Source organism: Actinoplanes octamycinicus (assembly GCF_014205225.1).
Lineage (GTDB): Bacteria > Actinomycetota > Actinomycetes > Mycobacteriales > Micromonosporaceae > Actinoplanes > Actinoplanes octamycinicus.
On the sequence record NZ_JACHNB010000001.1, the window covers coordinates 10,233,605 to 10,260,274 of the forward strand.

At 72.2% G+C, this 26,670-nt stretch carries 26 protein-coding genes and 1 tRNA gene; 17 read left to right on the top strand and 10 right to left on the bottom strand.

The window, feature by feature from the left end; all coding sequences use genetic code 11:
- Window positions 1-156: 156 nt before the first annotated feature.
- Entirely contained in the window at window positions 157-1,248 is a 1,092-nt protein-coding gene (locus tag BJY16_RS46140; protein WP_185046151.1) for a hypothetical protein, read from the top strand.
- On the opposite strand, the gene BJY16_RS46145 is transcribed toward BJY16_RS46140, so the two are convergent.
- Window positions 1,216-1,860, bottom strand: coding sequence for a TetR family transcriptional regulator (locus BJY16_RS46145; RefSeq protein WP_185046152.1), 645 nt, complete (start codon window positions 1,858-1,860; stop codon window positions 1,216-1,218). The genes BJY16_RS46140 and BJY16_RS46145 overlap by 33 nt on opposite strands.
- An 84-nt stretch (window positions 1,861-1,944) precedes the next feature.
- Between BJY16_RS46145 and BJY16_RS46150 the strand changes: the two genes are divergently transcribed.
- The 4 genes from BJY16_RS46150 (at window position 1,945) to BJY16_RS46165 (ending at window position 4,333) form a co-directional block, all read left to right on the top strand.
- Window positions 1,945-2,100: a hypothetical protein gene (locus BJY16_RS46150; RefSeq protein ID WP_185046153.1), complete on the top strand. Its 156-nt coding sequence runs from the start codon at window positions 1,945-1,947 to the stop codon at window positions 2,098-2,100.
- A 17-nt stretch (window positions 2,101-2,117) separates the two neighbouring features.
- Complete coding sequence (locus tag BJY16_RS46155; RefSeq protein WP_185046154.1) at window positions 2,118-2,384, top strand: hypothetical protein; 267 nt, start codon at window positions 2,118-2,120, stop codon at window positions 2,382-2,384.
- An 80-nt stretch (window positions 2,385-2,464) separates the two neighbouring features.
- Window positions 2,465-3,379: a hypothetical protein gene (locus BJY16_RS46160; RefSeq protein ID WP_185046155.1), complete on the top strand. Its 915-nt coding sequence runs from the start codon at window positions 2,465-2,467 to the stop codon at window positions 3,377-3,379.
- 15 nt (window positions 3,380-3,394) lie between these two features.
- Window positions 3,395-4,333: a hypothetical protein gene (locus BJY16_RS46165; protein ID WP_185046156.1), complete on the top strand. Its 939-nt coding sequence runs from the start codon at window positions 3,395-3,397 to the stop codon at window positions 4,331-4,333.
- A 49-nt stretch (window positions 4,334-4,382) separates the two neighbouring features.
- Here the strand turns inward: BJY16_RS46165 and BJY16_RS46170 are convergent, their stop codons facing one another.
- Both BJY16_RS46170 and BJY16_RS46175 read right to left on the bottom strand, forming a co-directional pair.
- Window positions 4,383-6,383, bottom strand: coding sequence for a hypothetical protein (locus tag BJY16_RS46170; RefSeq protein WP_185046157.1), 2,001 nt, complete (start codon window positions 6,381-6,383; stop codon window positions 4,383-4,385).
- 157 nt (window positions 6,384-6,540) lie between these two features.
- Window positions 6,541-7,158: a hypothetical protein gene (locus tag BJY16_RS46175; protein ID WP_185047004.1), complete on the bottom strand. Its 618-nt coding sequence runs from the start codon at window positions 7,156-7,158 to the stop codon at window positions 6,541-6,543.
- 153 nt (window positions 7,159-7,311) lie between these two features.
- Between BJY16_RS46175 and BJY16_RS46180 the strand changes: the two genes are divergently transcribed.
- The 4 genes from BJY16_RS46180 (at window position 7,312) to BJY16_RS46195 (ending at window position 13,002) form a co-directional block, all read left to right on the top strand.
- Window positions 7,312-7,935 (top strand): DUF7019 family protein, encoded by a 624-nt coding sequence (locus tag BJY16_RS46180; protein WP_185046158.1) that lies wholly within the window; start codon window positions 7,312-7,314, stop codon window positions 7,933-7,935.
- Between the two features lie 4 nt (window positions 7,936-7,939).
- Window positions 7,940-11,425 carry a WD40 repeat domain-containing serine/threonine protein kinase gene (locus BJY16_RS46185; protein WP_185046159.1) on the top strand — a complete coding sequence of 1,162 codons (3,486 nt, stop codon included), beginning with the start codon at window positions 7,940-7,942 and terminating at the stop codon, window positions 11,423-11,425.
- Window positions 11,418-12,266: a serine/threonine-protein kinase gene (locus BJY16_RS46190; protein ID WP_185046160.1), complete on the top strand. Its 849-nt coding sequence runs from the start codon at window positions 11,418-11,420 to the stop codon at window positions 12,264-12,266. The genes BJY16_RS46185 and BJY16_RS46190 overlap by 8 nt, the downstream gene beginning before the upstream one ends.
- 181 nt (window positions 12,267-12,447) lie before the next feature.
- A complete protein-coding gene (locus tag BJY16_RS46195; protein WP_185046161.1) occupies window positions 12,448-13,002 on the top strand; it encodes a hypothetical protein in 555 nt (184 codons plus the stop codon).
- 359 nt (window positions 13,003-13,361) lie between these two features.
- On the opposite strand, the gene BJY16_RS46200 is transcribed toward BJY16_RS46195, so the two are convergent.
- From BJY16_RS46200 to BJY16_RS46210, 3 genes are all read right to left on the bottom strand, one after another.
- Entirely contained in the window at window positions 13,362-13,838 is a 477-nt protein-coding gene (locus BJY16_RS46200; protein WP_185046162.1) for a hypothetical protein, read from the bottom strand.
- A gap of 569 nt (window positions 13,839-14,407) precedes the next feature.
- Window positions 14,408-14,479 (bottom strand) — tRNA-Val (locus tag BJY16_RS46205).
- 55 nt (window positions 14,480-14,534) lie between these two features.
- A complete protein-coding gene (locus tag BJY16_RS46210; RefSeq protein WP_185046163.1) occupies window positions 14,535-14,942 on the bottom strand; it encodes a TIGR02611 family protein in 408 nt (135 codons plus the stop codon).
- Window positions 14,943-15,218: 276 nt separating this feature from the next.
- On the opposite strand from BJY16_RS46210, the gene BJY16_RS46215 reads away from it, so the two are divergent.
- From BJY16_RS46215 to BJY16_RS46230, 4 genes are all read left to right on the top strand, one after another.
- Window positions 15,219-15,650 carry an SsgA family sporulation/cell division regulator gene (locus BJY16_RS46215; RefSeq protein WP_020514863.1) on the top strand — a complete coding sequence of 144 codons (432 nt, stop codon included), beginning with the start codon at window positions 15,219-15,221 and terminating at the stop codon, window positions 15,648-15,650.
- 195 nt (window positions 15,651-15,845) lie between these two features.
- Window positions 15,846-16,772: a helix-turn-helix domain-containing protein gene (locus BJY16_RS46220; RefSeq protein ID WP_185046164.1), complete on the top strand. Its 927-nt coding sequence runs from the start codon at window positions 15,846-15,848 to the stop codon at window positions 16,770-16,772.
- 66 nt (window positions 16,773-16,838) lie between these two features.
- On the top strand, window positions 16,839-17,294 hold the full coding sequence (locus tag BJY16_RS46225; protein ID WP_185046165.1) for an RrF2 family transcriptional regulator: 456 nt from the start codon (window positions 16,839-16,841) through the stop codon (window positions 17,292-17,294).
- A 68-nt stretch (window positions 17,295-17,362) separates the two neighbouring features.
- A complete protein-coding gene (locus tag BJY16_RS46230) occupies window positions 17,363-17,542 on the top strand; it encodes a DUF4236 domain-containing protein (RefSeq protein WP_185046166.1) in 180 nt (59 codons plus the stop codon).
- Here BJY16_RS46230 and BJY16_RS46235 read toward each other — a convergent pair.
- Window positions 17,537-18,424 (bottom strand): hypothetical protein, encoded by an 888-nt coding sequence (locus tag BJY16_RS46235; protein ID WP_185046167.1) that lies wholly within the window; start codon window positions 18,422-18,424, stop codon window positions 17,537-17,539. The two genes, BJY16_RS46230 and BJY16_RS46235, sit on opposite strands and share 6 nt — an antisense overlap.
- Before the next feature lie 78 nt (window positions 18,425-18,502).
- Here BJY16_RS46235 and BJY16_RS46240 point away from each other — a divergent pair, with 78 nt between their 5' ends.
- Entirely contained in the window at window positions 18,503-19,945 is a 1,443-nt protein-coding gene (locus BJY16_RS46240) for a fibronectin type III domain-containing protein (protein WP_185046168.1), read from the top strand.
- Window positions 19,946-20,036: 91 nt separating this feature from the next.
- Entirely contained in the window at window positions 20,037-21,605 is a 1,569-nt protein-coding gene (locus BJY16_RS46245) for a GGDEF domain-containing protein (RefSeq protein WP_185046169.1), read from the top strand.
- A gap of 3 nt (window positions 21,606-21,608) precedes the next feature.
- On the opposite strand, the gene BJY16_RS46250 is transcribed toward BJY16_RS46245, so the two are convergent.
- On the bottom strand, window positions 21,609-22,118 hold the full coding sequence (locus tag BJY16_RS46250) for a DinB family protein (protein ID WP_185046170.1): 510 nt from the start codon (window positions 22,116-22,118) through the stop codon (window positions 21,609-21,611).
- A 29-nt stretch (window positions 22,119-22,147) separates the two neighbouring features.
- Here BJY16_RS46250 and BJY16_RS46255 point away from each other — a divergent pair, with 29 nt between their 5' ends.
- A complete protein-coding gene (locus tag BJY16_RS46255) occupies window positions 22,148-22,639 on the top strand; it encodes a GNAT family N-acetyltransferase (RefSeq protein ID WP_185046171.1) in 492 nt (163 codons plus the stop codon).
- Between the two features lie 66 nt (window positions 22,640-22,705).
- Window positions 22,706-23,995, top strand: coding sequence for an ammonium transporter (locus BJY16_RS46260; protein ID WP_203759393.1), 1,290 nt, complete (start codon window positions 22,706-22,708; stop codon window positions 23,993-23,995).
- Window positions 23,996-24,371: 376 nt separating this feature from the next.
- Here the strand turns inward: BJY16_RS46260 and BJY16_RS46265 are convergent, their stop codons facing one another.
- Both BJY16_RS46265 and BJY16_RS46270 read right to left on the bottom strand, forming a co-directional pair.
- Window positions 24,372-25,148: an endonuclease/exonuclease/phosphatase family protein gene (locus BJY16_RS46265; RefSeq protein ID WP_307836118.1), complete on the bottom strand. Its 777-nt coding sequence runs from the start codon at window positions 25,146-25,148 to the stop codon at window positions 24,372-24,374.
- Between the two features lie 31 nt (window positions 25,149-25,179).
- Entirely contained in the window at window positions 25,180-26,646 is a 1,467-nt protein-coding gene (locus BJY16_RS46270; RefSeq protein ID WP_185046988.1) for a phosphatase PAP2 family protein, read from the bottom strand.
- Between the last annotated feature and the right edge of the window lie 24 nt (window positions 26,647-26,670).

Below are 26,670 nucleotides of genomic sequence, written 5' to 3' on the forward strand. Positions count from 1 at the left end.
CCGGCGCCGCGGCGCAGTCCTCCGTACCGGAAATGGGGTGTGCGAGCCCGAAGCGGACCGTGACCGATCAGCGAATCACCCGATCCGGATGATCCGCGCCCGCGGCGCAGTGGATGTCATGGAGGCACCCTGGCCGGTGGCGGAGGAGTGGGTCCCATGACGGCGACGACGGTCCTCATCGCGGTGGTCGGCGCGCGTTTCCTGGTCCCGCTGCTGATCCCGCGCTTTCCGCTGCCGGCGATCCTGGCCGCGCTGATCCTGGACGGCGTCGACCAGACCATCTTCCAGTCGTTCGGTGTCGACCCGCCCGGCTACCAGGGTTACGACAAGGCGATGGACGTCTACTACCTGGCGATCGCCTACCTGTCGACGTTGCGGAACTGGACCAGCCGGCCGGCCGTGAGCGTGGCCCGGTTCCTCTACTTCTACCGGCTGATCGGGGTGGTCGCCTTCGAGCTGACCGACTGGCGCCCGCTGTTGATGATCTTCCCGAACACCTTCGAGTACTTCTTCATCGCCTACGAGGTGTACCGGCTGTTCTGGGATCCGGCGCGGGTCGCCCCGCGGTCCTGGGTGATCACCGCCGGGGCGATCTGGATCTTCGTGAAGCTGCCGCAGGAGTGGTGGATCCACGTCGCCCAGCTGGACTTCACCGACACGGTCGCCGAGGTCCCCTGGTTCGGCCCGGCGGTCGTCGCGGCGCTGGTCGTGGCCGGGCTCGCCTACTGGTTCGCGATCCGCCCGCGGCAGCCCGACCCGGACTGGTCGTGGCACGTGGCCGCGGATCCGCTGCCGGAGCGGGCGGTCACCGTGGCGGACCGGAACCGGTGGACCGCCGAGCACGACCGGATCCTCTCGGCCGGCACCCTGGAGAAGGTGACGCTGATCGGCCTGCTCTGGGTGATCTACTCCCAGGTGCTGCCGGGTTACACGGCCTCGCCGCTCCAGCTGTTCCTCGGCACCGCGGTCTTCGTCGTCGCCAACGCCGCGATCAGCCTCGCGGCGGCCCGGGCCGGGCGCGGCAGCGAGGCGATGCTGGTCGGCTTCGGCCTGCGCGTGCTGACGAACGTCGCCCTGGTCGGCCTGACCGGCTTGCTGCTCGGCCGGTTCAATCCGGCGCCCGCGCTCTTCTTCGTCCTGCTGCTCAGCCTGCTCACGCTGCTCGACGACCGGTACCGGCCGATCCACGAGATCCGCTTCCGGGCCGCGCCGGCCTCACTCCGCGACGCCCCACTGCCGGGCGCCTAGCACGATCAGCCGCAACTGGCGCGCGGCGACGTCGATCACCCGCGCCTCGGCGTCGGCCGAGTCCGGCGGCGCGTCCAGCAGCGCGGCCGCCGTCCACACCATGTGATTGACCATCAGGCTGGTGACCATCCGCAGGTCGGCGGCGATCCAGCGGTCGTATCGCGGGCCGCCGAGCAGCTTGTCCGCGGCCAGATCGGTGGCCAGCTCGGCGGCGAACAGGTCGAGCTGCTCGGCGATCGCGGCCCGGACCGCGGGCACCCCGCCGTGCCGCTCCCGGGCCACGAAGCGGAAGTGCGACCGGTGGTCGTGCACCTGCCGGGCGAGGATCTCGATCGATCGGCTGATCACCTCGTCGCTGGAACTGACCCCGTCCCGGACGGTCCGGATGGTGGCCCGCAGGCTGCCCAGGCTCTCGTCGACCAGGGCCACGCCGAGGCTGTCGACGTCCGGGAAGTGGCGATAGAACGCGGTCGGGGTGACACCCACCGCACGGGTCACCTCGCGCAGGCCGATGCTGCTCAGGCTCCGGTGCTCGATCAGCGCCAGCACCGCGTCGAGCAGCGCCTGCCTGGTCCGCGCCTTCTGCTCCGGGCGGGTGATCCGGTTGTTCATGTCACTCAGTAAACACCTGTCCACTGAACCGGCGGGGGCCTATGGTGGTTTCAGTAAACAGTTGTCAACTGAAGGGAGCGGCAGATGGCAGTCCTGATGGCCGCGCTCACGCTGATCGCCCTGCTCGTCGGCCCGACCCTGCTCACCGGCCAGCCGCAGCTGATCCTGGTCGGCGTGGCGCTGGCCGCCGCCGTCCTGCTCGTCGCCCGGCGCGCCCGGCGGGCCGCCGCGCGGCACTGACCCCGGAGAGGACCATCGTGAACTTCGTCAAGCGGATCGCCAGCCTCGACGACCGGGCCGTGGGGTCGCTGGCCCTGGGCGTGGCCGGCCTGTTCTTCTTCAACGTCGTCTTCGGACCGACCGCGATCGTCCTCGGCGCGATCGCCGCCCGCCGGCACGCCGCCGGCTCCCCCAGCCGGAACGCCGGGCTGATCGGCGTCCTGCTCGGCGTGGCCGACCTGGTCGTGCTGGCCACGCTGGTCGCCGCCCAGATCCGGCACGGCAGCCTGGTCTGGCATCTTTAGTCCATCGCCTTCCTCGGTGCGGCACTCGCCGGCTCTTTTGATCTTCCGGAGCGCACCCGCACCACATAGGCTCTGCGGCCGTGTGGTCAACCAAGAAGCGGGGCGGCGATCCCGAGTTCTGTCGCTTCCTCGACGAGGACGCCGAGGAGCTGCGCCGGTCCCTGCGCCGGCAGGATCAGCCGACGGCGCACCGGATCCTCGCGGCACCCGATCCCGAGCACCGCTCCTACTACTTCTCGGTCGCCGCGGCCACGGTCGGCGCCGAGCGGTCGGATTCCCTCCTGCTCCGCGGCGCCGGCCTGCTGACCTCGGCGTGGGAGCTGCGCCGCGACGGCCTCGCCGGCCCGATCAGCGCCGCCGGGGCGGACCTGTGGTCGCGGCTGACCGCGCAGGCCGAGGAGTGCGTCGGCGAGGTGCTGCGGCGCGAGCCCGGCAACGCCGACGCGTGGGCCTGGTCGATCGCCCTGAGCCGCGCCCTGAACCTGCCCGAGGAGGAACGCCGGCGGCGTTTCCAGCGCCTGATCGAGATCGAGCCGGACCACTGGTTCGGCCACGAGCAGATGCTCCTCGCCCTGTCCCCGCGCTGGGGCGGCAGCTCGGAGGCGATGTTCGGGTTCGCCCGCGAGCGCGCCGCCGCCCGCCCCGGCACCCACCTCCCGACGATGATCGTGCTGGCGCACCGCGAGCAGCTCGACCACCTCACCTACCTCGCCGAGCCGGACGACCCGGACCGTGGCCGGGACCTGGCGTACTTCGAGCCGGAGGCGGTGATGGACGAGGTCTGGGACGCCGCGCAGGCGTCGTTCTGGCACGACGACTACCGGATCTCGCTGCTCACCCCGATCGTCTGGAACCACTTCGCCTTCGCGTTCGCCTGGGGCGACTTCCACAAGCCGGCCTGGAGCCTGTTCGAGTCGATCGGCGAGGACTGGATCACCCGGGAGCCGTGGGGCACGCTCAAGCTCTTCACCCGCTCCCGCGACTACACCCGATAGAATCTCTGAGCCGCCATGTGGCCTTTCAAGAAACAGACCGAACCGCAGACCTTCCGGTACGCCCAGAGCACCGAGCTGCTCGCGCACGCGCTCGAGCAGCGGGACTGGCCCACCGCCCGGGACATCCTCACCGCCGCCGATCCGGAGCACCTGATGGTCCTGATGCGGTGGGCGGCGCACACGAAGGGCGTGGAGGAGTGGATCCCGGAGGTGATCCGCGCCGAGCCGGACGCCACCCTGCCGCTGCTGGTCCGCGGCGCTCGCGCCGTCATCTGGGCCTGGGAGGCCCGGGGCGGTGGCACCGCCGACACGGTCGGACAGGACCAGTGGAAGGTCTGGTTCCAGCGGCTCAAGCTGGCCGAGAACTGCCTCGACGACGTGGTCGACCGCGATCCGCGGTGCGCCGAGGCCTGGCACTATCTGATCATCCTGGGCCGGGCCCGGCAGCTGCCGGTCGAAGAGTCCTGGCGCCGCTTCGGCAAGCTGGCCGACATCGACCCGACCCACCTGTACGGCCACGAGCAGATGCTGCAGAACCTGATGCCGAAGTGGAGCGGCAGCACCGAGGAGATGTTCGACTTCGCCCGGACGAGGGCCGCCGCCTGCCCGGGCACCGACGTCCCGGTCCTCATCGCGCAGGCGCACCGGGAACACCGGCGGTCCGCGGGCGGCGCGGCGTATCTGCGGCGCACCGAGGTGGCCGGCGAGATCTACGCGGCCGCGCACAACTCGTTCTGGCACCCGGACTACCAGCGGTCACGGTCCACCGTGGCGGTGTGGAACGAGTTCGCCTACGGCCTGACGATCGGCCGCTACGACCGGGCGGCCTGCGCCGTGTTCGACCTGATCGGCGACAAGTCGGTCACGACGCCGTGGGGTTCCCGCGAACGGTTCGAGGAGCTGCGCGACCGGGCCCGGGACCGGGCCGACGACCTGCCGCCGGACACCGACTGAACGAGAAAGGCCCACCGCGCCGCGGTGGGCCTTTCTCACCTGTGGTCCCTCACTTGGTGAAGGTGAAGTACTTCCAGGATCCGTACGTGGTGTAGTTCGCCTTGTCGCCCGAGGTGCCGTACAGGTACGCGGCCGCCACCCGGTACTTCACGCCGGTGGTGTGCGTCCCGGTCAGGGTGTACGTGTACTTGCCGGCCGAGCTGAGCTTGAAGGAGCCGCTCTTCCACGCCACCCACTTGCCGCCCGAGTACTTCTCGAAGGTCAGCCGCTGGTAGCGGCCCGGGTAGGGGGTCATCGTGGTGGTGAAGGTCGGGTTCTTCGTCTTGCGGACGTAGTAGTACGAGTTCTTCACCGAGTAGTGCTTGGCGACCGTGGTGGAGACGGCGGCCTTGGTGTAGACGGCCGAGGTGACCGTCCGGGCGCCGTACTCGGTGTCGCCGGTGAAGACCGCGCTCACGCTGGTGTTCCGGGTCAGCTGGTAACTGACGCTCAGGTTGCCCGACCCGTCCACGGTCCCCTTCTTGAGCAGGGTGCGCGGCCGGTCCGTGCCGTACGGGTCGGCCCAGATCTCCACGGTCCGGTTCTCGGCGGTGGGACCGAGGTGCGCGGTCATCACGACCGTGGCGCCGTACGCGTTGACGCTCCCGTTCCGGTTCAGCGTGAGCTGCGGGACGGTCTTGGTGGACTGCACCGAGACCGTCGCGGACGACGGCTTGTGCGTGGCGTCCCCGGCGTAGGCGACGGTGTAGGTGACCGTGCCCAGCGCCGTCGGGAAGTCGATGAAGCTGAACCCGCCGCTGCCGTTCACGCCCGCGCTCTGCAGCGCGACACCGGCGGGCGACGCGGCGTCGGTGCGGGTGACCTTGAGCTCCGCCCCCATCGGGACGCCGCCGCTGATCGTGCCCTGCACGTTGATCCCGGAGCCGACGGCCGCGCTGGCCGGGGCGGTCAGCTTGATCGCGGTCGCCGCCTGCGCCGGGGCCGAGGTCGCCGGCGCGTTCGTGGGCTGGTCGAGCACCCACAGGCTCTGGTCGGCGGTGATCGCGAACAGCCGTGCGCTGCCGGCGCCCCACGCGAGGTCGACCAGCTCGGGCGCGTCGCCGGTGAACGGGATGTCGAACTCGCGGGTCGCGACTGTCTCGGCGGCCGGGAAGAGCCGCAGGTCGGTGGCGTCCGCGGTGACCGGCAGGCCGGCCGCGACCCAGTCGTCCGACGCGACCTCCACGTCGGCGGCCTTGGTCATCGCGATGGTGCGGGCCGAGATCGAGGTCAGATCGTTCGCCCAGGTGTAGTAGACGCCGCCGTTGCCGGCCACGTAGATCATCGTGCCGTCGGCGGTGTACTTCAGCGAGCTGTGCGCCGACACCTCGCCCGTGTCGGTCTTGGTGACCGGGGCGGTCAGGTCGCTGTCGGTGTCGTAGAGGAAGAGCGTCTTCCGGGTGCCCGCGTAGGTGAGCGCCAGCTGGCTCGGGTCGGCCGGGTTGACCGCGATCAGCGGCTGCTGCGACGACGCCGAGGCGTCGTTCCCGTCTCCGAGCTGATGCCGGACGACGTCGCCACTGTCCACGTCCAGCGAGGCGAAATAGTTCTTGAAGTAGGTGAACCAGACCTTGCCCCCGCCGAGCGCGAGGTGACCGAGGTCGGGAACCTCGACCGGGTAGCGCCTCACCTCGGCGAGCGTCGCCGCGTCCCAGGAGACGATCAGGCGGGCCGCCGGAAGGGTCGCCCACAGGCGGCCGGAGTCCGCGGAGAGCTGCAGATCGGTGGCGTTCGCCCCGTCCGGCAGCGCCACCCTGGTCAGCACGCCGCCGTCGTAGCCGACCGCGAGGATCTCGTGCGCCACGTCGTCGGCGATCAGCAGCCGCTCGCGCGAGCTGTCGACCACCATCCGGTCGGCGTGGTAACCGGTGATCGCGTGCCGCTGCTGCTCGGTCAGTGTGGTCGGCGCGGTCGCGGCGGACGCCGTCCCGGTCGCCAGGTCGGCGAAGACCGCCGACCCGGCCACCAGCACGCCGGCCGCGAGCATCGCCCTGATGGTGCGCTTACGCATGAACTCTCCCCGTGACACAGATGAAGCCGCCCGACGATACCCGGAAGATCAAGTCCCGGGAACGACGAAACGGTTACGACCCCGCCACCAAACGGCCGACGGGACCCCCACCACGGAGACCGGGGTCCGCCGCCGTGAGGCGGCAGACCCCGGGGGCTCAGGCCTGCGGGGAGCCGTATCCGGCCGGCGGCTGGCCGTACGGGGCCTGCTGACCGTAGGGGGCGGGCTGCCCGTACCCGGCCTGCTGGCTCGCCTGCCACGCCGCGTACTGCTGGGCGGCCTGCGCGTATGCGGCCTGAGCGGCGGCGACGAAGGTCGGGTGCGCCTTCGGGAAGTCGACCGCGGAGCCGTCCCGCGACGCGAAGCCCCACGGCAGCACCCGGTAGGTGCCGCGGCTCAGCAGGACGAAACCGACGATGGACAGCACCAGACACAGCAGGAAGAGCAGCGCGCCCGCGTCGCCGGCCGAGCCGGCGAGCCCGAACCCGATCGGCAGCAGCGCGATCAGCGGGATGCCGATGGCCAGCCGCGTCTTGTGCAGCTTCACGCACTGCTCGCAGAACGGCCAGGCCTGCGCCTGCACCTCCTTGCGGAGCACCAGGGTGACGATCAGGAACGGCAGCGCGCCGAAGAAGATCAGCAGGTAGGACCAGGCCGGCGGCTTCGACCAGAACTTCACCGGCTTGCGCAGCGACGCGGCCTCGCCGTGCCGCGAACAGACGTCGGGAATGCCGGTGCCGTTCTGCACCAGGCTGGCGGGAATCGCAATGCTCATGAGCGCCTCTGAGAAATGAGTGATCTTGCGGGCGCCGGATGCTAACAGGGCGCGCTCACCGCGTACACCAATCGAAGTTGATCCTGATCGGGAAGGCCTTGGCGTACGCGTCAGGGGCCCCGCCGACACGGTGTGGTGCAGTACCGTGACCGTGTGTCGCTGCGCTTCTATCTCTACATCAGTGATGCCAAAGTGGACATGCTGCTTCCGCAGGTCGATCCCGGCTTCGGCGGCAAGCGCGAGTCCGAGGTGGGCATCAGCCTCAAGATCTTCAGCGCCAAGCACAAGGTCGAGACGCCGCAGTCGCAGCGGGTGACGCGGCTCGAGCGCGTGGTGCGCTATCTCGACGACTTCGCCGACGTGGGGACGATCGACGAGCCGGGGCAGTATTTCCGCGGCCGGATGACGATGCGCTGGGGCCAGTTGCACGACGCGACCCACGGCGTCTATTTCGGCGGGCACACCGACCGGACCGTGGTCGGGCTCGGCGGGTCGATCGGCCACGTGATCGGCTCCTCCGCCGCCGCACCGGACGCCTTCTCCCCGTCGCTCACGCCCGGTGTGGTGCGGAGCCTCGGTTCGCTGATCGAGAACGACACCACCGATCCGCTGGCCGCCGTGCACCTGGCCGAACGTCATCTCACCGGGCCGGAGCAGGAGGTCGAGTTCGTGGCCAAGCGGCTGGCGCACGGCCCGAGCCCGTACCCCGAACTGGATCGCGGCCGGACGATGAACGTGCTGCTGGGCAGTCCGATCTTCGTGGCGATGGCCGACTGAGCCGATGGAGTGGTCGCCGGGAGAGATCGTCGACGGGCGGTATCGGGTGATCGAGGCGGTCCACGCCGGCGGGATGGGCGTGGTCCACCGGGTCCGGCACCTCGGCTGGCAGGTGGACCTGGCGGTCAAGACGCCTCGCCCGGAGCTGGTGCGGACCGCCCGAGGCCGGGACAATTTCGTGACCGAGGCCGGCGCCTGGGTCGAGCTGGGCCTGCATCCGCACACGGTCAGCTGTGCCTACGTCCGCACCCTGGACGACGTCCCGCGGGTCTTCACCGAGTGGGTGAGCGGCGGCAGTCTGGCCGAGGGCGTGCGGAGCGGCCGGCTCTACGAGAACGGCGCCGAGGCAGCGCTGGAACGCATCCTCGACATCGCGATCCAGACCGCCTGGGGGCTCGCCCACGCACACGCCACCGGCCTGGTCCACCGGGACGTCAAGCCGGCCAACGTCATGCTGGAGCCGGACGGCACGGCCAAGGTCACCGACTTCGGGCTGGCCCGGGCCACCATCCTGGACGAGCCGAGGCCGGCCAGCCTGCCGCCGACGACCAGCCACGGCGGGCTGACCCCGGCGTACTGCTCGCCGGAGCAGGCCGCGATCGCGTACGGCGACAGCGGCGTCCCGCTCACCACGGCCACCGACATCTGGTCCTGGGGGCTGAGCGTGCTGGAGATGTTCGCCGGCCGCCACCCGACCCGGTACGGGCAGGCCGCCCGCGAGGCCCTGGACGCGCTGCTGGACAGCGACTCCCCGCCGCGCGTCGCCATCCCGCCCGCGGTGCTCACCGAGCTGCGTCGCTGCTTCGCGGACGAGCCCGCCGACCGGCCGGCCGAGCCGGCCGCGGCGTTCACCGAGATCTACGCCGAGTTGGTCGGCCGGCCCTACCCCCGGCCACGCCCGCGGGCCGCCGACCTGATCTCCGACGGGCTCTCCAACCACGCCCTCTCCCTGCTCGACCTGGGCCGCACCGAGGAGGCGGAGGATCTGTGGCGGCGGGCGGTCGGCAGCGACCCGCAACACCTGCCGGCGGTCTACAACTTCGGTCTGCACCGCTGGCGCTCGGGCCGGCAGAGCGGCGAGCAGCTGGTCAGCGAGCTGGAGTCGGCCCGGGCCTCGGGTGCCGACCCCCGCGGCGCGTTCCTGCTCGGCGCCGTGCAACTGGAACGTCACGACGACAGCGCCGGCGACCTGCTGCGCGCGGCGCACGCCGCCGACCCGTCGGACACCGACGCCGCCGAGGCGCTGGCCGCGTGGACGGCCCGCACCCCGGACACAGGCGCGGTCCTGGACCGGGACGGCGAGATCGACGCGATCGCGCTGAGCGGCGGCGGTGACCTGGTGCTGGCCGGCGACCGTCAGGGCGGGCTCGTCCGCTGGGCTCCGGGCGACCGCGAGGTCCGGACGCTGACCCGTCTCGGCCGGCCGGTGTCGGCCGTGGCGCTGGACGACGCCGGGCGGCACAGCGTGGTCCTGCGCCGGGGTGGCCGGATCGAGTTCTGGGAGGTGGCCGCCGGGAAGCCGATGCCGGTCCCCTGGGTGCAGGTGACCGGGATCGGCGCGGTGGCGATCAGCGGCGACGGCCGGCGGTACGCGGCCGGCCACGACAACGGCACGATCCACGTCTGGCAGAGCGACCTGTCGGCCGCCTGCGACCCGCTGCCGGGCCATCGCGGCCGGATCACGTCGCTCTCGCTGAACGCCGACGGGAGCCGTGTGCTCTCCGCTTCCCTCGGCAGAGACGGCGACGGCAGCATCCGCTCGTGGGACGTCGCCACCGGCAGCCTCCGCCACGAGGTGCGACGGCCGGCCGGCGCATTGCCGCTGGACCTCGGAGCCACCGCCCCGGACGCCCGATGGGCGGTCGCCGCCTGGCGGGACGGCCCGCTCGTGCTCTGGGACGCCGACCTCGGCGAGGTGGTGAGTGAGGCGTCGCATCGGCTGCGGCACATCCAGCACATGGCACTCGCCGGGCCGGAACCGGTTCTGCTGACCGCGGGCGACTCGGGGACACCCATCCAGGTGCTGGACCCTCGGTCCGGCCGGGTGCTGCGTGCCCTGGGCCCCGATCTGCCCCGACCGCCACGCCCGACCAGCGCGGCCGCGGTCAGCGGCGACGGCCGGACGCTGGCGCTCGGCCTCGAGACCGGCCGTGGCCGGCTGGTGGTGCGGCCGACGCCGGTGCCCGGCTACCGTGCGCCCTGGTGCTATGCCCGGCCCCGCCCGGCCGCCGACGTCAGCCGGGCCGGCGACGAGTTCACCGAACTGCTCGACCGGGTCGACCGGCACCTCACCGCCGAGCGCTGGGCCGAGGCCGCCGCGTCGTTGCGCTCGGCCCGGCAGATGCCCGGCTACCTCCGGCACCCGCGGGTCCGATCGGCCTGGCGGCGGCTGAGCGGGCACGGGCGCCGGGCAGCGTCGATCGGCGCCTGGCCACTGTGGAGCCTCGACGGCCACGGCGCGTTCACCCAGCCGCCGACCCTGGCGATGCGTGCCGACGGCCGGATCATGGCGACCGGCCGGTGGACCGGTGAGATCGACGTCTGGGATCCCTTCACCGGGGACCGGCTGCACACGTTCGACCGGGGCGAGGGCGGCATGCCGCGGGAGATCGCGTTCGCCCGGGGCGGCACGCAGCTGATCGTCCTCACCAACGCCGGGACCGTCCGGCGGCTCCGGCTCACCGACGGCTGCAAGAAGATCTTCACCAGCGAACTGGGCGAGATCACGGCGTTCGCGCTGGACGCGAGCGGGGAGCGGATCCTGCTCGGCGACGACCGCGGCGGGCTGCGGCTGCGCGACCTGGCCACCGGCGTGATCCTGGCCGAGCGGCACGCCGGTCCGGGATCGATCCGGACCGTGGCCCTGAGCCCGGACGGCCGGACGGCGGCCTGCGTCAGCGCGACGCTGTCCGGCACCGTCGGCTGGGACCCGGGCCGCCTGCTGACGTGGCCGCTCGACGCCGGCCGGCCGTCCTGGACGCAGCACGGGCGCTCCTCCGAGGAGCAGCTCACCTTCGGCCCGGACGGCAACCTCCTGTTCACCGTCGCCGCCAGCATGGTCCTGTGCGCCTGGGAGGTCGCGTCCGGCCAGCGGCGTCACGGGCTGCGGGTCCATCGCGCGGCCGCCTGGTACGAGAGCACCGCCGCCTTCAGCCCCGACGTGCGCTGGGGAGCCTTCCCGGGCGAGGACTCGACGCTGCGGGTGTTCGAGACTACGACGGGCGCCGTGCGGCACACCCTGACCGTCCCCGAGGAGCCGTCCGTGTACGCGCTCGGCCCGGACGGGTCGTTCGCGTTCACCGCGAGCGGAGGCGGACCGGTCCGGCTGTGGGACGTGCCGTCCGGCCGCTGCCTGCGCACGCTGGAGGGACACGACGCGCTGGTGCACCGGATCGCGTGCAGCCGGGACGGCACCCGGGTGGCCACCGTCGATCTCGGTTCCGGCCTGCGGGTCTGGGAACTGGCCTGGGAACACGACATCGATGACTAGCCCGGTCCCCGGTCTGCGGTTCCTGCGCGAGCTGGGGCGTGGCGCCCAGGGCGTGGTGCACCTGGCCCGCGAGGCGGACACCGGCGAACTGGTCGCGGTCAAGGTGCTGACCCCGGTCGCGGACCCGCACGCACGCGAGACGTTCCGCCGCGAGCTGGACTGCACGGCCGCGCTGCGGCATCCGAACATCGTCCGGTTCCGCCGCAGTCACGCCGAGCCGCTGGCCTTCACCGCCGAGTACTGCCCCGGCGGCAGCGTGGCCGACGTCGTGACCCGCGACGGCCCGATGCCGGCGGCGGCCGCCGTGCCGCTGATCCGGCAGGCCCTGGCCGGACTGGCCCACGCCCACACCGCGGAGATCCCGGTACGGCTGGCGGCGGGCGGGACGACCGTGGCCCGCGGCCTCGTGCACCGGGACCTCAAACCGCAGAACCTGCTGCTCGGCGCGGACGGGCGGCTCAAGGTGGCCGACTTCGGGCTGGCCAAGGCGTACGACCTGGCCGGCCTCTCCGGCCGCACCCCGACCGGTGCGATCGGCGGGAGCCTGGCCTTCATGCCACGCCGCCAGCTCGTCGACTACAAGTACGCGCGCCCGGCGGCCGACCTGTGGGCCCTCACCGCCTGCCTGTACTGGCTGGTCACCGGCGCCACCCCACGCGACTTCCGGCGCGGCACCGACCCGGTGGCGGTGGTGCTGCGCGAGCCCGCTGTGCCCGTACACCAGCGCGGTGTTGCTCTCCCACCGCGGCTGGCCGCCCTCATCGACGACGTCCTCTCCGACGCGGACTCCGCGCCGCAGACGGCCACCGACCTGGCCGGCGCGCTCCTGGACCTCGCCTGACGAAGGCGGCCCCCGGTCGGCGCCGGCTCGCGCCGGTGAAATGTCGTCGGCCATTCGCATGCACCTTTCGGAAAGAGCGGCCGCGCATTCCCGGTGGCGATTCCCGAGTCCATCGAATGGATGCTCGGCCGCGTGCCGCCGGCCCATCTGGCAATTTCCGGAGCTGCGGTAGGGTGACGCCATGTCGGTCGATGTGTCAGCAATGAACCGGGACGGCCTCGCCCAAGGCATTCTGATCATGACCGTGTTCGGCCTCTTCTGGTCCGTCATCGGGATCACCGGAGTCGAGGTCCCGGGTGTGGCCACCGTGGCATCGACGGTCGTGGCGACGGTGCTCGCCGGCACGATCTGGCGGGTGGCCGGTCGCCTACGGCCGGTCGCGCCCACCGGGCGGGTCCGGCAGGTCGCGCCGACCAGCCGGCGGGTGTTCGCGGTGGTGAACGTGGCGCAGTGGGTGGCGATCGCGGTGGCCACCGTGGTGCTGATCCGGCTCGGCCATCCCGGTCTGTTGTGGCCGGTGGTCTGCGCGATCGTCGGCGCGCACTTCCTCCCGCTGGCCGGGGCCTTCGACGTCCCGGAGTACCGGCTCAGCGGCGCGCTCCTGATCCTGACGGGTCTGGCCGGCGCCGCGGCCTTCGCCTTCGACGCGGGCAACGGTGTCATCCGGATGATCGTCGGCTTCCCGGCGGCGATCATCCTGTGGTCGACGGTCCTGCTCGTCGCCAAACGCGGCTGACCTGCGGGATTCAAGCCGACCGGAACTGCGGGGTCGGCTGCACTCGCCCCATTCCTGGGTTCAGGTTTTCCAGCACTCCCGACAAATATCACGTCGCGCGTTTCGAATGTCATTCAGCCGTCTCGCGCACATGCAGAGCGGCGCACCGGTAATCCGGCAAGCCACCTGACGTGCCGATCAGGGCTGTTCCGGGCCCGGCTCCCGGCCGGCCCGGATTGTTGAGCAGCTGCCAGCCGCCGGCTCCTGCCAACTCGGCGGATTGCCGGGGCCGCTGCCGAGCAGGAGCTCGCCGACCGACGACTCGCCCGGACAGGTGTCCGAAGCCGTACGCCGGCACCCCTCGTTCTGGCTCGTGGCCGTCACGCCGGCAAGAGATGCGCGAGTGCGTCTCGCGCTATGAACGGCAGCACGGCGGCCAGCGTTTCCATCTCCGGGTCGTGCTCTGATTGCCACTTCTTCCGGTGCAGCGAGATCGACAGGGTGGCGTTGCCGGAGCGCACAGTGATCCAGGGCTCCTGGGGCCAGGCCGTCACCAGGAACGCCGCCTCACCGACACCGCTTACCGGCCGAGCCCCGTGATTCCAGTCCCCGTTGTAGGGCGCGCTCTGCCAGAACTCATCGGCCGCGGACTGGTCAGCCGGCACCGTGATTGCCAGAACCACTTTTGTCGCCGGGCCCTCGCGCGGCTCCCACACGCATCTGAGGTCTTCCGGATAGTCCTGGCTCACCGGGACGGACTTGCCGGTGCCGCTGAGCCCGATCGCGCGCGCTTGCTTGCTGGTCAACGCCGGACATGTGAGACCGTCGCTTTTCCAGTGGTGGGTCACTGGCGGCATCGACACGGTGGTACGCGGGCGAGCCGTTGCGCTCTCACTGGACGGCGGCCGAGCGACATGATCGGGACCTGGCGACTCGGAGGTGCAACCCGCCGCGGCGAGCACGATTCCGGCGGCAACCAGGGGCAGGGTTCTCGTGGCGTTCATCGTGATCGATGAGGCTAGCTCACCCTGCCAAGTGCTTTGCCTGCCAGCTCGGGCACTCGCCGGCGCGGTCGGCCTGACGCCTTCGTCCGACCACGCGCCGCAGGCGCGTAGTGCCAGGTGACCCGGTTGGAAAGCGCGCCCCGGTGGACATCGTGCGCCAAGGATGCGGCACCACGGCGACGGCGGCGGCATCATTCTGTTCCACACGGGAAGAAGTCGGTCTCCTGACCACACCGTCGGCAGGAGCCCCTCGGCCACGCCACCCCGGCATCCGGGGCGTCGCCCCCACCATGGCCGACCGGCTCCTCGCCAACCGACGCGCAGAAGGCCCGAGCAGGTCAGATACCGCAGGCCCGAAGCCGGAACGCCGGAGAGCAAAAAAGCTCCCACCAAAAGGTGGGAGCTCATGAGCAAGGTACTTGTGGGCGATACTGGGATCGAACCAGTGACCTCTCCGGTGTGAACGGAGCGCTCTCCCGCTGAGCTAATCGCCCTCAACGAGATGGAACTCTACCGGACCGCGGCAGCACCACAAAAACGGGGGTCCGGTCAGTGCGCGGCGAGCCAGTCCCGGGTCCACTGGATCAGGTCGACGCCGAGGCTCAGCCGGACCGCCGCCCAGACCACCGCAGCCACGAAGATCATCCCGACGATGCCGATCAGGCCGCGCACCGGCAGGCTCTGCCGGCCGATCCAGTGCGTCCAGCTCCGCACGTGCCGCTTGGTGAACTCCAGGAGGTTTTTCGCCCAGGCGAACTCCAGAGCCAGGATGGCCAGGCCCAGAATGACGATGGCCCACCCGGGGCCGGGGAACGGGATGAGGACGATGCCGAGGGCCACGACCAGCGTGCCGAGCACTCCGACGCCGATCTTGAGAGCCAGCCGCCCGGACGGGTTCGAGCGGATACGGTCGAGCAGACGCACGTCAGAAGCCTTGTCGTCCGGTTTTACACCCATTTCATCCCCCAGTGTCCCGGAGCCCCGTCACTACCCGGGAGGAATGGACGTTACCGGAGTAAGTCAACTGCTGGACCACCCGACGCCGGGCGGAACCGAGTACATGGGCAGAACAGGACAAGATATCTAATTGCGTCCTGGACGGAGGGCTTTTCGGAACCGTCTTCCCACTACTGGGTGAGATCAGCGTATGGCGGAGCGTAACGACAGGGATCACCTGAGTATGGGAAACGCGGGGTTCACCAGCCTCGCAGCGGTGCCGGGGGGAGTTCGTCCATGAGTACCATTCGTCCAACGACCGTCGAGGTCGAGACCTCGCTGCGGCTCGTAGCGCCTGACGCGACGGCACTGCCCGTGCGCGCCAGTCTGCGTTACGACCCAGCGGACCCGTATGCGGTCCATGTGTTGTTCCACGCGGAATCAGCCGGTGGGGAAGCCGTGAGCTGGTCCTTCGCGCGGGAACTGCTGGTCACCGGCCTTGATGAGCCGGCCGGTATCGGCGACGTCCGGGTGTGGCCGTGGGCCACGCCGCGGGGCGATTTCGTCGCGCTCGCGCTGTCGTCACCCGACGGCAACGCGCTGTTCGAGGTGCCACGCAGCGTCCTCGTCCGATTCCTGCGGCGCACCTATGTGGTGGTACCGCGTGGCCGGGAGTCGGAGCATCTGGATGTCGATGCGGCGGTGAACCGGTTGCTTGCCGGCCGGTGAAGCACGGAGCGATAGGACGGCCCGCACAGACACTGCCGATCTGTGCGGGTCGTCCTTTATATGAGGAAAGTCTGGATCTCCGAAAAGGAATCGGAATCGGACGTATAGCGAATACCGAGGCACGAATCAGACAAATGGTCCGGCCGGTGCAGTAAGGGATGCGTTGCCGGTCATCGACGATTACCGTCAGCGGCGATGCCAGTAATCACTCACCGCGCCGAGCGCGCTCCAGCCTGTATACCGCCCGAGTGGGCGGGGGTCGGTGCCTGCGCCCTTCCGGTGGCGGCCGGCGCCGCCACCGGGCTGCTCGAGTGCCACGCACTCGTGCTGGTCACCACGGGGCCACTGCTTGCCGACGTCGATTTCACCTCTCACCTGGCCGGCCCGGGGACCATCCTCTGGGTGCGCCCGGGCCAGGCACTCCACTTCGACCTCCCGGGCCGGGCGGGCGACCACCAGCCGCCCGGCCATCGGGATGACGGCGAGTCGCCTGACGAAGCGGCCACGGTCGTCTTCCGGCCCGGCCTGTTCGCTCCGGACGAGCTGCCCGGCCTGGCCCCGGACGACCCCGACGGCCCCGCCCGTACCCCGCTGGTCCTGCCGGACCCGGCGGTCTTCCGCGCCGCGATGGATCACCTGACGGCCGACGCCGCCGGCCCGCCGGGCCGGGTCGCCGCCGCCCTGCTACGCCACCAGCTGGCCGCGCTGCTGCTGCGGATCCGGCTGCTGGACCGCACCGGCAGCGAGGTGGCCAACGTGGAGGCCCGCACCTTCGAGCGGTTCCGCCGCCGGCTGGAGGACGGTTACCCGCACAGCCGCCGGGTCGAGGACTACGCGGCCGAGCTGACCTGCTCGGTGCGCACCCTCACCCGGGCGAGCCTCGCGGTGACCGGGCGGACCGCCAAGCAGGTGGTGGACGACCGGGTGGCGCTCCAGGCGCGGCGGCTGCTCGCGGCCACCGACCTGTCGGTGGCCGAGGTGGGCCGCGGGCTGGGGTTCGGCGAGCCGACCAACTTCGGGCGGTTCTTCCACCGGGAGACCGGGCTGAGCCCGGGCCAGTTCCGGGCCCGCTTCGCGGACCGTCCCGGGGGCATCCCGGGGCCACGCCAACCCACCGACTGAGGGGGAATTCCCATATCGCCCTGGGGTATGTGCACCGGGGCGACGGCGGCGAGGCAGAATAGTCGGGTGCAGATCTCCGCGCGCGGCGACTACGCGGTCCGGGCAGCGCTCAGTTTGGCGCAGGCCTACCCGTCCCTGATGTCCGCTCAGGCCATTGCCCAAGACCAGGAAATGCCTCGGAAGTTCCTCGAGGCGGTCCTGGCCGACCTGCGCCGCGCCGGGGTGGTGCGGGCTCAGCGGGGCGCCGAGGGTGGATACACGCTGTCCCACCCACCCCGGGACGTGACGGTCGGGCAGATCATCCGGGCGGTCGACGGCCCGCTCGCCGGCGTGCGCGGCCTCCGCCCGGAGGAGACGCAGTACACCGGCGCCGCCGAGAATCTGCCGAACCTCTGGGTCGCGGTCCGGGCCGCGGTCCGCGAGGTGCTCGACGAGGTGAGCCTGGCCGAGCTGATCAGCGGCCGGATGCCGGCGCACGTGCGCAAGCTGACCACCCGGCCGGACGCCTGGCAGCCACGCTGACGTTTGTGGATCGAGGCGATCGGGAACCGTCCGCCCATCAGAGAGCGACATGATGGGAGACGTTTCCGATGGGCCTCGTGTTCCGCAGCCGTAAGAAGTTCGGCCCGCTGATCCTGAACTTCACCGAGAACGGCTTCTCGTCCTGGAGCATCAAGATCGGCCGCTGGTCCTGGAACTCGCGGACCCGCGCGCACCGCGTCGACCTGCCCGGCCCGCTGTCCTGGAAGCAGGACAAGAGCCGGTCATAGGCTGCTGATCAGCACGTCCCCGCCGAGCCGTCCGGCCGCCGGGTCGCGGGTCACCTGGTGCGCGTCGAGCATCAGGTGCAGGACCCGGTTCGCATCCGCGGCGCGATAGACGGTTTCGGTCAGCGTGAAGGTGCGCAGGTCGCTCACCGTCGCCGCGCCCACCTCGGCCAGGTAGGCCAGGATCTCCCGGCGCAGCGGCCCGGGGTGCGGCTGCAGCGAGATGTCGATCAGGTGCCGTTCCGGATCGCCGGGGTCGCGCAGGCGTACCCCGGCGAACTCGTCGACCGCCCAGAGCGCCTCCTTGAAGTGCTCCAGGCTCTTGCCCGACCCGGTCAGGAAGACCACCACCTCCCCGGGCTCCTCGCCGGTGGCCAGCTCGGCCGCGGTGAGCAGCGGGAACCCGGCGTCCCGATAGGCCGCCGCGGAGTGACCGGGCGGCAGCACCAGCAGCGCCTCGGCCGGCCGCCCGGCGGCCAGGGCCGCCACCACCTCCGGTGCGGGCGGTTCGCCCGCCGCTCCGGCATCGAGAAAACCCAGCGACGGTACGCCTTTCGCGCCCGCCGCGCGCAGGGCGACCGGCACCGGCGCGGCGATGCCGAGCACGGTCAGTCCCGCCCCGGCGCCGGCCTGCCGCTGCACCTCGCCCAGCCGGGGAGTGATTGTCGTCATGTCGTCACCCACGGCCACCATGGACAGCTCCCGGCCCCGGGCCAGGTCGGGCAGGTCGGCCAGCACCCGCACCGCCGCCTCGGCCGTGGCGCCGGCCTCCGCGTCGGCGTATCCGTGCAGATAGACGGCTCGGCGGCCGCGGTGCAGCGCGCCCGCGGCCCAGGCCTCCAGGTGGCGGATCAGCAGTTCGCGTTTGACCGTCGTGACAGACATGGCGCTTGTTCTACCCCGTCCACTTGGTACCGGGCATCACACCCCAAGACTTGTACCTAAGGTAGTCGCACGAGCACTATGAGGTACGTGGCTCCCGCACTCGCCGAACTCACCGCCCAGGCACAGACCTTGACGTCGGCCGGGGATCTCGCGGGCGCCCGGTCCGTGCTGGCCGAGGTCCTGCGCTCGGCGGACGCCGACCCGCGCCGTGCCACCGCCGAGCTCGCGGTGGCCGCCGCCCTCTTCGCCCGAGTGCTGATCGCGCTCGGCGACCCGCAGTCGGCCCGGCTCTGGGCCGCCTTCGCGCACGCCGCCGAGGAGCAGCTGCACGGCCCGCGCGACGAGCGCACCATCGCCGCGGCCGCCACCCACGCCGCCGTCCTGCACCGCGTCGGGCAATACGGCCGGGCCGCCCTGGTCTACCACGACCTGGTCGGCGAGCTGGCCCGGATCGACGACCCGGAGGCCCCGCGGGTGCTGGCCGCCGAGGCCGACCTGGCCACCGCGGAGCACGCGGCCGGCCACTGCGCCGCCGCCCGGGCCCGGCTCGTCGGCGCCTGGCGGCGCTACCGGGACCGCTACGGCGAGGACTCCCCGGCCGGCATCAAGATGCTGGCCCGGCTGGGTGCGATGGAGCGCGAGTGCGGCCGGGAGGCGGCTGCCCGCGACCACCTGGCCACCGCCGAGCGCCTCGCCGAGCGGCACCTGCCGGCCGACCACCCGCTGATCCGGCAGGCCGCCCAGCTGGCCGCCGCGGAGCGCTCCGGCCGGCACACCTGCGGCCGGATGAGCCGCCCCGGGCGGGACGACGACACCGAGCTGCGGCCGGGCGGTTTCCGCCCCTTTCCGCGCCGCCCCACCGTCCCGGACCCGGCGACCGCCTTCCCCGCCTCGCCGGACGACACCCTCGACGACGCCACCCAGCCGCGGCCCGACCAGCGGACCACCGATCCGCACGGCACCGTCTACCAGCAGCCGTTCTACCTGAGCGACCTGAGCCTGCCCGGCGCCCCGGCCGGCCGGCACGCCCGCGCCGACACCCCGCCGCCGTTCCCCGGCAGCCGCGCCCTCGAGCACGCCGGGACGGCGACGATCGGCGTGGCCCGGCCGCCTCGCGGCCATCCGGCGCTGCTCGCGATCGCGCTGGCCGGTGGCGTGGCGACCGCGGCCGCCGTGGTGATCATGACGCTGCCGGACGCGGAGGGGACCACCGCGCCCCCGGCCGCGCCGGCCTCGGCCCAACCCGCCGGCCCGCCCGGTTCGCCGCAGAACGTCACGCTTCGCGACAATCACACCGGCGTCTCACTGAGCTGGACGACCCCGGCCGGCGCCACCGGCCCGGTGGTGATCACCGGCGGCCGCACCGGCCAGCCGCCGGCCGAGGTGGAGCGGCTCTCCCCCGGCGCCACCGACTACCAGGTTTACAGCCTCAACGAGCAGGCGAACTACTGCTTCACCGTCGCGGTCCGCGCCGCGGACGGGAGACTGCTCGCGGCCGCACCGGTCTGCACCGTGCGGTGAGCGGCAACCGTTTTGCAACCGGACGAGTCCCGCTCTGCCACCGTGGCACCGGAGTGTTGGTCGTCACGGCGACTACAGGAAGTAGGGATCAGTGACGACGGAGACGGCGAACTGTGTCCCCACCGAGTTCGATGAGCTCGATGCGCTGGAGGCCGCCGTGGCGGAGCTCGAGACCCGGCCGAACTCGCAGTTCCGGACGCTCCGCGAGCCGGCCACCGAGATCCGGCGGCGGGCCGAGGAGCTCGGCGCCGAGGAGCTCCATCACCGCGCTGACCTGCTGCTCGCCTCGGTCGACCTGCGCGAGGGGCGGATCGGGGAGGGCGGCCAGACCGCGCACCGGGTGCAGGCCTGGGCGGAGCGGCACAATTCGCCGTACCTGCTGGCCCGGGCGCACCGCCAGCTGTCGGTCTTCTACCGGTACGTCGGCGACTTCTCCGACGGCCTGAAACACGCCGTGCAGTGCGTCTCGCACCTCACCGAGGACATGCCCGCCACCATCCGCGCCCAGCACCTGATGTCGCTGTCGGTGGCGCTGGAGGAGACCGGCTCGGGGGCCGACGGCGACCGGCGGGCCCGGGAGGCCCTGGCGCTCGCGGTGGCCGCCGGCGACCACGAGATGACCATCCTGGCGCTCAACAACATGGTCTACACCGCGTACGAGAACGACGACGAGCCGGCCGCCCGCGCGCTGGTCGCCCAGATGCACGAGATCCAGGCCCGGACCGGCCACCGGTTCGGCGCCAACGAGCTGGACACGATGGCCCGGGTCGAGCTGATGGGCGGCCACTACGACGAGGTGGAGGCGCTGCTCACCCCGGTGCTGGCCGACCTGGTCGCGGCGAACGAGGGCGACGCGATCGCCGAGTGCCAGGTCACCCTGGCGCTGGCCCGCCGGCTGGCCGGGCGCTACCCGGAGGCGCAGGCCGCGATCGACGCGAACCTGCGGCTGTGCGAGGAGCGCGGGCTGGCCGCGGTCCGCGCCCGGGTCCGCGAGGAGCAGGCCGCGCTCTATGCCGCCACCGGGCGGTTCGCCGAGGCGTACGAGGAGCACCGGGCCTTCCACGCGGAGACCGCCGCGCTGCAGTCGGTGCAGCGTGACGCCCGGGCCCGGGCGCTGCAGGCGGTGTTCGAGGCCAACGAGGCCCGCCGGGCCAGCGAGCACTTCCGCGAGATGGCCCACCGGGACGCGCTGACCGGGCTCTACAACCGGCGCTACATCAACGAGCGGGTGCCGGCGCTGCTGCTCGAGGCGGCCGCCGCCCGCCAGCCGATCTCGCTCGCCATCGTCGACCTGGACCACTTCAAGCGGGTCAACGACACCCTCTCGCACGCCACCGGCGACACCGTGCTGCAGCACGTGGCCGAGCTGCTGGAGGAGGCGATGCCCGGGTCCGGCCTCGCCGCCCGGATGGGCGGCGAGGAGTTCCTCCTGGTCTTCCCCGGGATCGGGCCGGACGAGGCGGCGGACCGCTGCGAGCGGCTGCGGCTGCGGATCCGGGCGCACGCCTGGGGGCCGATCACCGGCACCCTGCCGGTCACCACCAGCATCGGCATCACCACCTCGGTGGACGGCGCCGGCACGCTGTCGTCGCTGCTCGCCCAGGCCGACCGCAACCTCTACACGGCCAAGCACGCCGGCCGCGACCGCGTGGTGTTCTGAGGGCTATTCGCCGACCGCGCCGACCGCCAGCTCGACGACGATGTCCAGGTGCCCGACGTGCCGGGCGTACTCCTGGACCAGGTGGAAGAGGATCCGCTCCAGGGTGGGCGGCTCGGCGCCCTCCCAGCGCGGGCCGGGCTGCCCGACCGCGCTCAGGTCGGTCTTGGCGATCACCCGCGTGGTGTGCTCGCCCTGCGCGCGCAGCGCCTCGGCCAGCTCGGCGAAGCTCTCCTCGGGCGCCACGTACCACCGGTCGACGTTGCGGTCACCCCACGGGTCGTCGAACGGGACGCCCTGGAAACCCCACTCGATCCAGCGCAGTTCGACGTACCGAAGGTGTTTGACCAGCTCGACCGGGGTCCAACCGGAAGGGAGCCGGCTGGTCCGGCGCTCCCCCTCGGGGAGCGCCGACGCCTTGGCGAGCAGCGTCTCACGGAAGTACGACAGGTAACCCGCGAAGACCTCGGCGGTGCTGCCGGCGGGACGGGTCGGCGAGGGGAACTCGATCGTCATGCCGCGAGTATGCGGGTTTGATGGGCCGCATGACTGCTTTGCGGGTACGTGCCGCCGGCCCCGACGACCGGGCGACCGTGGCACGGCTGATCACCGAGTCGTGGCACGCGCCGATCCTGGTGGTGCACGGCGTCACCTACCACGCCGCCGACCTGCCGGCGCTGCTCGCCGAGACCGGCCCGGACGGTGACATCGCCGGCCTGCTCACCTACCACGTCGACGGCGGCGCGCTGGAGATCGTCTCGCTGAACGCGTTCACTTCCGGGGCCGGCGTCGGCAGCGCCTTGCTCGACGCCGCCGCCGGGGTGGCCCGGGAGCGGGGCCTGACCAGGCTCTGGGTGGTCACCACCAACGACAACCTGGACGCGCTGCGTTTCTACCAGCGGCGCGGCCTGCGGCTGGCGGCGCTCGCGCCGGGCGCGGTGGACGCCGCCCGGCTGGTCAAGCCGTCGATCCCGCTGGTCGGCGACCACGGGATCCCGCTGCGCGACGAGCTGACCCTGGAGATGCCTGTCGCGTGACGCTCGTAACACAGCGGAAACGCCGGGGCCGCCGGGCCGAAACCGACCATGGCGAGGCTAGGCCGCGTGACCGCACAACTGAACTCCGGGGACACCGCCTGGCTGCTGGTCAGCGCCGCCCTGGTGCTGCTGATGATCCCGGGCCTGGCGCTGTTCTACGGCGGCATGGTGCGGATCAAGAGCACCCTGAACATGCTGATGATGACCTTCGCCTGCCTGGCCGTGGTCAGCATCATCTGGGTCGTCTACGGCTACTCGCTCGCCTTCGGCCCGGACACCGGCGGCGGCCTGATCGGCAACCTGAGCCTGGCCGGGATGGCCGGGGTCGGCCCGGACTCGCTCACCGGGTCGTCGCCGACGCTGGTCTTCGCGGCCTTCCAGATGATGTTCGCGATCATCACGGCGGCCCTGCTCAGCGGCGCGATCGCGGACCGGGCGAAGTTCAGCACCTGGGTGGTCTTCGTGGCGATCTGGGTGACCCTGGTCTACGCGCCGATCGCGCACTGGGTGTTCACCCCGCACGGCTGGATCGCCGAGCACCTGCGCATCCTGGACCTGGCCGGCGGCACGGTCGTCGAGATCAACTCCGGTGCGTCGGGGCTGGCGCTGGCGATCGTTCTCGGTCAGCGGCTGGGCTTCCGGTCGGAGCCGATGCGCCCGCACAGCCTGCCGCTCGTGGTGCTCGGCGCCGGCCTGCTCTGGTTCGGCTGGTTCGGGTTCAACGCCGGCTCGGCGCTGGCCGCGAACGGCTCGGCCGGCCTGGCGTTCTTCAACACCCAGGTGTCCGGGGCCGCCGGGATCGCCGGCTGGCTGCTGGTCGAACGCCTCCGCGACGGCCACGCCACCACCCTGGGCGCCGCCTCCGGCGCGGTCGCCGGCCTGGTCGCGATCACCCCGGCGTGCGGCTCGGTCAACCCGCTCTGCGCCGTGCTGATCGGCCTGGCCGCCGGTGCCCTGTGCGGCTGGGTGGTCGGCCTCAAGCACCGTCTCGGCCTGGACGACTCGCTCGACGTGGCCGGCGTGCACGGCGTCGGCGGCTTCCTCGGCACCATCCTGATCGGCCTGCTCGCCACCGCCACCGCCACCGGCGGCCCGCGCGGCCTGCTCTTCGGCGGTGGCCTCTCGCTCTTCGGCCGGCAGGCCACCGCGGCGATCACCGTCGCGCTCTTCTCGTTCACCGCGACCTGGCTGATCGCCACCGCCCTGCACCGCACCCTCGGCTTCCGCGTCACCCGGGACCACGAACACGGCGGCCTCGACCTGGCCGTGCACGGCGAGTCCGCCTACGACCTGGGCGTCACCGGCGCCCACAGCAGCCACCCCACCGTGCGCCCGACAACCCCAGCCAACACCTGAAACCGGTTTACGGTACGCCCGCAGCTCCCGCCCGCACCCCTCCGCAAGGTGATCCCGCCTTCCGGCCACCAGGCGGGTCGCGGGCTCGGCTGGGTCTCACGGGTGTCTCCGGGCGGCCGAAGCACCCCTGAGACCCAGCCGGATCCACACGCCGCGAGACCGCCGCAACCCCGAGCCCACCCCGCGCGTCACCGGCTCGGCTGGCCCCCACGGGTGTCTCCGGGCGGCCGAAGCACCCCTGAGACCCAGCCGGGTTCGCGCGCCGCGAGACCGCCGTGAGCCCGAGGCCGCCTCGCGCGTTGCGGGCTCGGCTGGACTTCAGGGGTGTCTCGGGGCGGTGGAGGCACCCCGGAGGGCCAGCCGGGGCGGGACGGTGTCAGAGGTCGAGGTCGACCCGGATCGGGTAGTGGTCGGAGGCGTGCTCGGTGGCCCCGCCCCGGATCACCCGCATGCCGTGCGCCCGCTCCGCCACCGCCGGCGTGGCCAGCGCGTAGTCCAGCCGCATGCCGCCGAACTCATGGCCGCCGCCCTCGGTGGTCGGCACCGTGCGCCCGTCGCCGGAGCCGGCCGTGCCCCACAGGTCGACCAGCCCGGCCGAGCCGAACGCGGCCAGCGCCCGGCTGTCCACGCTCCCGTCCGGGTAGGTGTGCCGTTTGCGGAACATCGGCGACTGGCTGGCCAGCGCCTCGGTGTGGTCGCCGACCGGGTCGAGCCCGTTCAGGTCGCCGGCCAGCAGCACGTGCGAGCCTTTCACGTAGCGGGCGGCCAGCCAGCGGGCCTCGCGCATCCGGCGGTAGGGCCAGAACGGGTCGAGGTGCGCGCTGATCACGGTGAGCGGCGTCCCGCCGGTGGCCACCACGGCGACCGCGGCGGCGTGGTGCAGCCGCCAGGTCACGCTGGCCGTGTGGGTGATCCGCAGCGGATCGCGGACCAGCACCGCGACCGGCATCCCGAATCCGGAGCGGGCCAGGTGCGCGGTCATCCCGACCGCGCCGGCCAGGTCGGCCATCCGGCGGCCGTCGTGCCGCTGGAAGTCGCGCAGCTCCTGGAGGGTGAGCACGTCCGGTTTCTCGGCGCTGATCACCTCGGCGATGGCCGGCAGCCGGAACCGGCGGCCGCGGTCGACGCCGCCGGTCTTGATGTTCCAGCTCATGAAACGCATCGTGACGCCCCCTCGGCCGGCATCAGGCGACGACCAGCTGCCGGCTCTCCAGCGCCGCCTCGGTGGCGGTGACGGCCCGCGCGTTGGGCCGTACCGTCCACCACAGCACAGTCAGCCAGGCCGCGGTGAGCAGCATCGCGCCGAGCACGTCGGTCGGGTGGTGCATCCCGCGGTACATCCGGGACAGCGCGACGCCGAGCGGCATCAGCACGGCCAGCACCGGGAAGATCCACCGCCACGGGGTCCGGACCCGGGCCATCACGATGATCGCGATGGCGGTCCACAGGCAGAGGGTGGCGGCGATGTGCCCGGACGGGAACGACGAGGTGGGCATCTGCCCGTCCAGCTGCTCGACCCCCGGGCGCGGCCGGTCCACCGCGGCGGCGCTGGTCAGGAACAGGGTCAGCTCGCCGATCATGGTGAGCACCAGGAACAGCACCGGCCGCCACTGCCGCCACAGGGCCAGCGCGATCGGGCAGAAGACCAGCGAGACGGCGAGGATCGCGTGGGTGTCCCCGGCCTTGCTCCACCACCAGCTGACGTCGTCCAGGGCCGGGGTACGGAAGGTCTGCAGCCAGCGCGGCACCCCGTCGTCCCAGCCCGGGTTCCACCGGGTCACGCCGTACCCGAGCAGGTAGAGCAGCCCGAAGGTGAGCACCCAGCCGACCAGGATCTCGGCGCCCTTGGCCCACGGGTGCGGCAGCACCGCCCCCTCGGCCGGCGCGAGCCGCAGGTCCCGGGCGGCCTCCGGCTCCAGGCCGTCGTGGATCACGTCGTCGGCCGGGTGCCCGGCCTCCCGGCGCCAGACCCGGAACGCGTACGCCGTGGTGCTGATCCAGGCGATCCCGAGCAGCCACCCGGCGACCACGTCGGAGAGGAAGTGCACGCCGAGCGCGATCCGGCTGAACCCGATCAGCAGCACGATCCCGCCCGCCAGGGCCAGGAACCAGGGCCGCCACCGGGACCGGAACATGGGCAGCAGGACCAGCGCGAGCATCCCGTAGACCACCATCGAGCCGAGCGCGTGCCCGCTCGGGAAGCTGTTGCCCGGCGCGTGCGCGACCGGCGACTCGACCACCGGCCGCAACCGGCCGACCAGCGTCTTCAGCGACGGGTCGAGGATCAGCGCGCCGGCTCCGGTCACCACCAGGTAGAGCGCCAGCCGGGGCCGCCGCCGGATCAGCAGCATCGTCACGACCACGGTGACCAGCCCGATCATGAAGGCCCGGCCGCCGAACGAGGAGATCTGCTCCAGCACCTTCACCCCGGCCGACGAGCCGGCGACCCGATGGTTCAGCCCGTCGGCGACCGCGTGGTCCAGGCTCTGCAGCGGCGACCAGTGGAATCGCACCAGCAGCAGGAGCGCCGCGAACCCGAGGCCGACCGCGATCACCGCGATCAGGCCGAGGACGCTGCGCTCGGCGAAGTGCCGGACCGGCGCCCAGCCGGCCCGCTCGACGACCCGGTTGTCATCCGGGGCGGAAGGCACAGTTGTCACGGGAGGCTCCCAACA

Bases quoted from the DNA above. Each gene is read 5' to 3' on its own strand.
- BJY16_RS46185 (WP_185046159.1), top strand. From the start codon at position 7,940: ATGGAGTGGTCGCCGGGAGAGATCGTCGACGGGCGGTATCGGGTGATC.
- BJY16_RS46195 (WP_185046161.1), top strand. From the start codon at position 12,448: ATGTCGGTCGATGTGTCAGCAATGAACCGGGACGGCCTCGCCCAAGGC.
- BJY16_RS46190 (WP_185046160.1), top strand. From the start codon at position 11,418: ATGACTAGCCCGGTCCCCGGTCTGCGGTTCCTGCGCGAGCTGGGGCGT.
- BJY16_RS46150 (WP_185046153.1), top strand. From the start codon at position 1,945: ATGGCAGTCCTGATGGCCGCGCTCACGCTGATCGCCCTGCTCGTCGGC.
- BJY16_RS46175 (WP_185047004.1), bottom strand. From the start codon at position 7,158: ATGAGCATTGCGATTCCCGCCAGCCTGGTGCAGAACGGCACCGGCATT.
- BJY16_RS46200 (WP_185046162.1), bottom strand. From the start codon at position 13,838: ATGCCGCCAGTGACCCACCACTGGAAAAGCGACGGTCTCACATGTCCG.
- BJY16_RS46230 (WP_185046166.1), top strand. From the start codon at position 17,363: ATGGGCCTCGTGTTCCGCAGCCGTAAGAAGTTCGGCCCGCTGATCCTG.
- BJY16_RS46220 (WP_185046164.1), top strand. From the start codon at position 15,846: ATGCCAGTAATCACTCACCGCGCCGAGCGCGCTCCAGCCTGTATACCG.
- BJY16_RS46215 (WP_020514863.1), top strand. From the start codon at position 15,219: ATGAGTACCATTCGTCCAACGACCGTCGAGGTCGAGACCTCGCTGCGG.
- BJY16_RS46210 (WP_185046163.1), bottom strand. From the start codon at position 14,942: ATGGGTGTAAAACCGGACGACAAGGCTTCTGACGTGCGTCTGCTCGAC.
- BJY16_RS46255 (WP_185046171.1), top strand. From the start codon at position 22,148: ATGACTGCTTTGCGGGTACGTGCCGCCGGCCCCGACGACCGGGCGACC.
- BJY16_RS46145 (WP_185046152.1), bottom strand. From the start codon at position 1,860: ATGAACAACCGGATCACCCGCCCGGAGCAGAAGGCGCGGACCAGGCAG.
- BJY16_RS46165 (WP_185046156.1), top strand. From the start codon at position 3,395: ATGTGGCCTTTCAAGAAACAGACCGAACCGCAGACCTTCCGGTACGCC.
- BJY16_RS46140 (WP_185046151.1), top strand. From the start codon at position 157: ATGACGGCGACGACGGTCCTCATCGCGGTGGTCGGCGCGCGTTTCCTG.
- BJY16_RS46170 (WP_185046157.1), bottom strand. From the start codon at position 6,383: ATGCGTAAGCGCACCATCAGGGCGATGCTCGCGGCCGGCGTGCTGGTG.
- BJY16_RS46240 (WP_185046168.1), top strand. From the start codon at position 18,503: ATGAGGTACGTGGCTCCCGCACTCGCCGAACTCACCGCCCAGGCACAG.
- BJY16_RS46265 (WP_307836118.1), bottom strand. From the start codon at position 25,148: ATGAGCTGGAACATCAAGACCGGCGGCGTCGACCGCGGCCGCCGGTTC.
- BJY16_RS46250 (WP_185046170.1), bottom strand. From the start codon at position 22,118: ATGACGATCGAGTTCCCCTCGCCGACCCGTCCCGCCGGCAGCACCGCC.
- BJY16_RS46235 (WP_185046167.1), bottom strand. From the start codon at position 18,424: ATGTCTGTCACGACGGTCAAACGCGAACTGCTGATCCGCCACCTGGAG.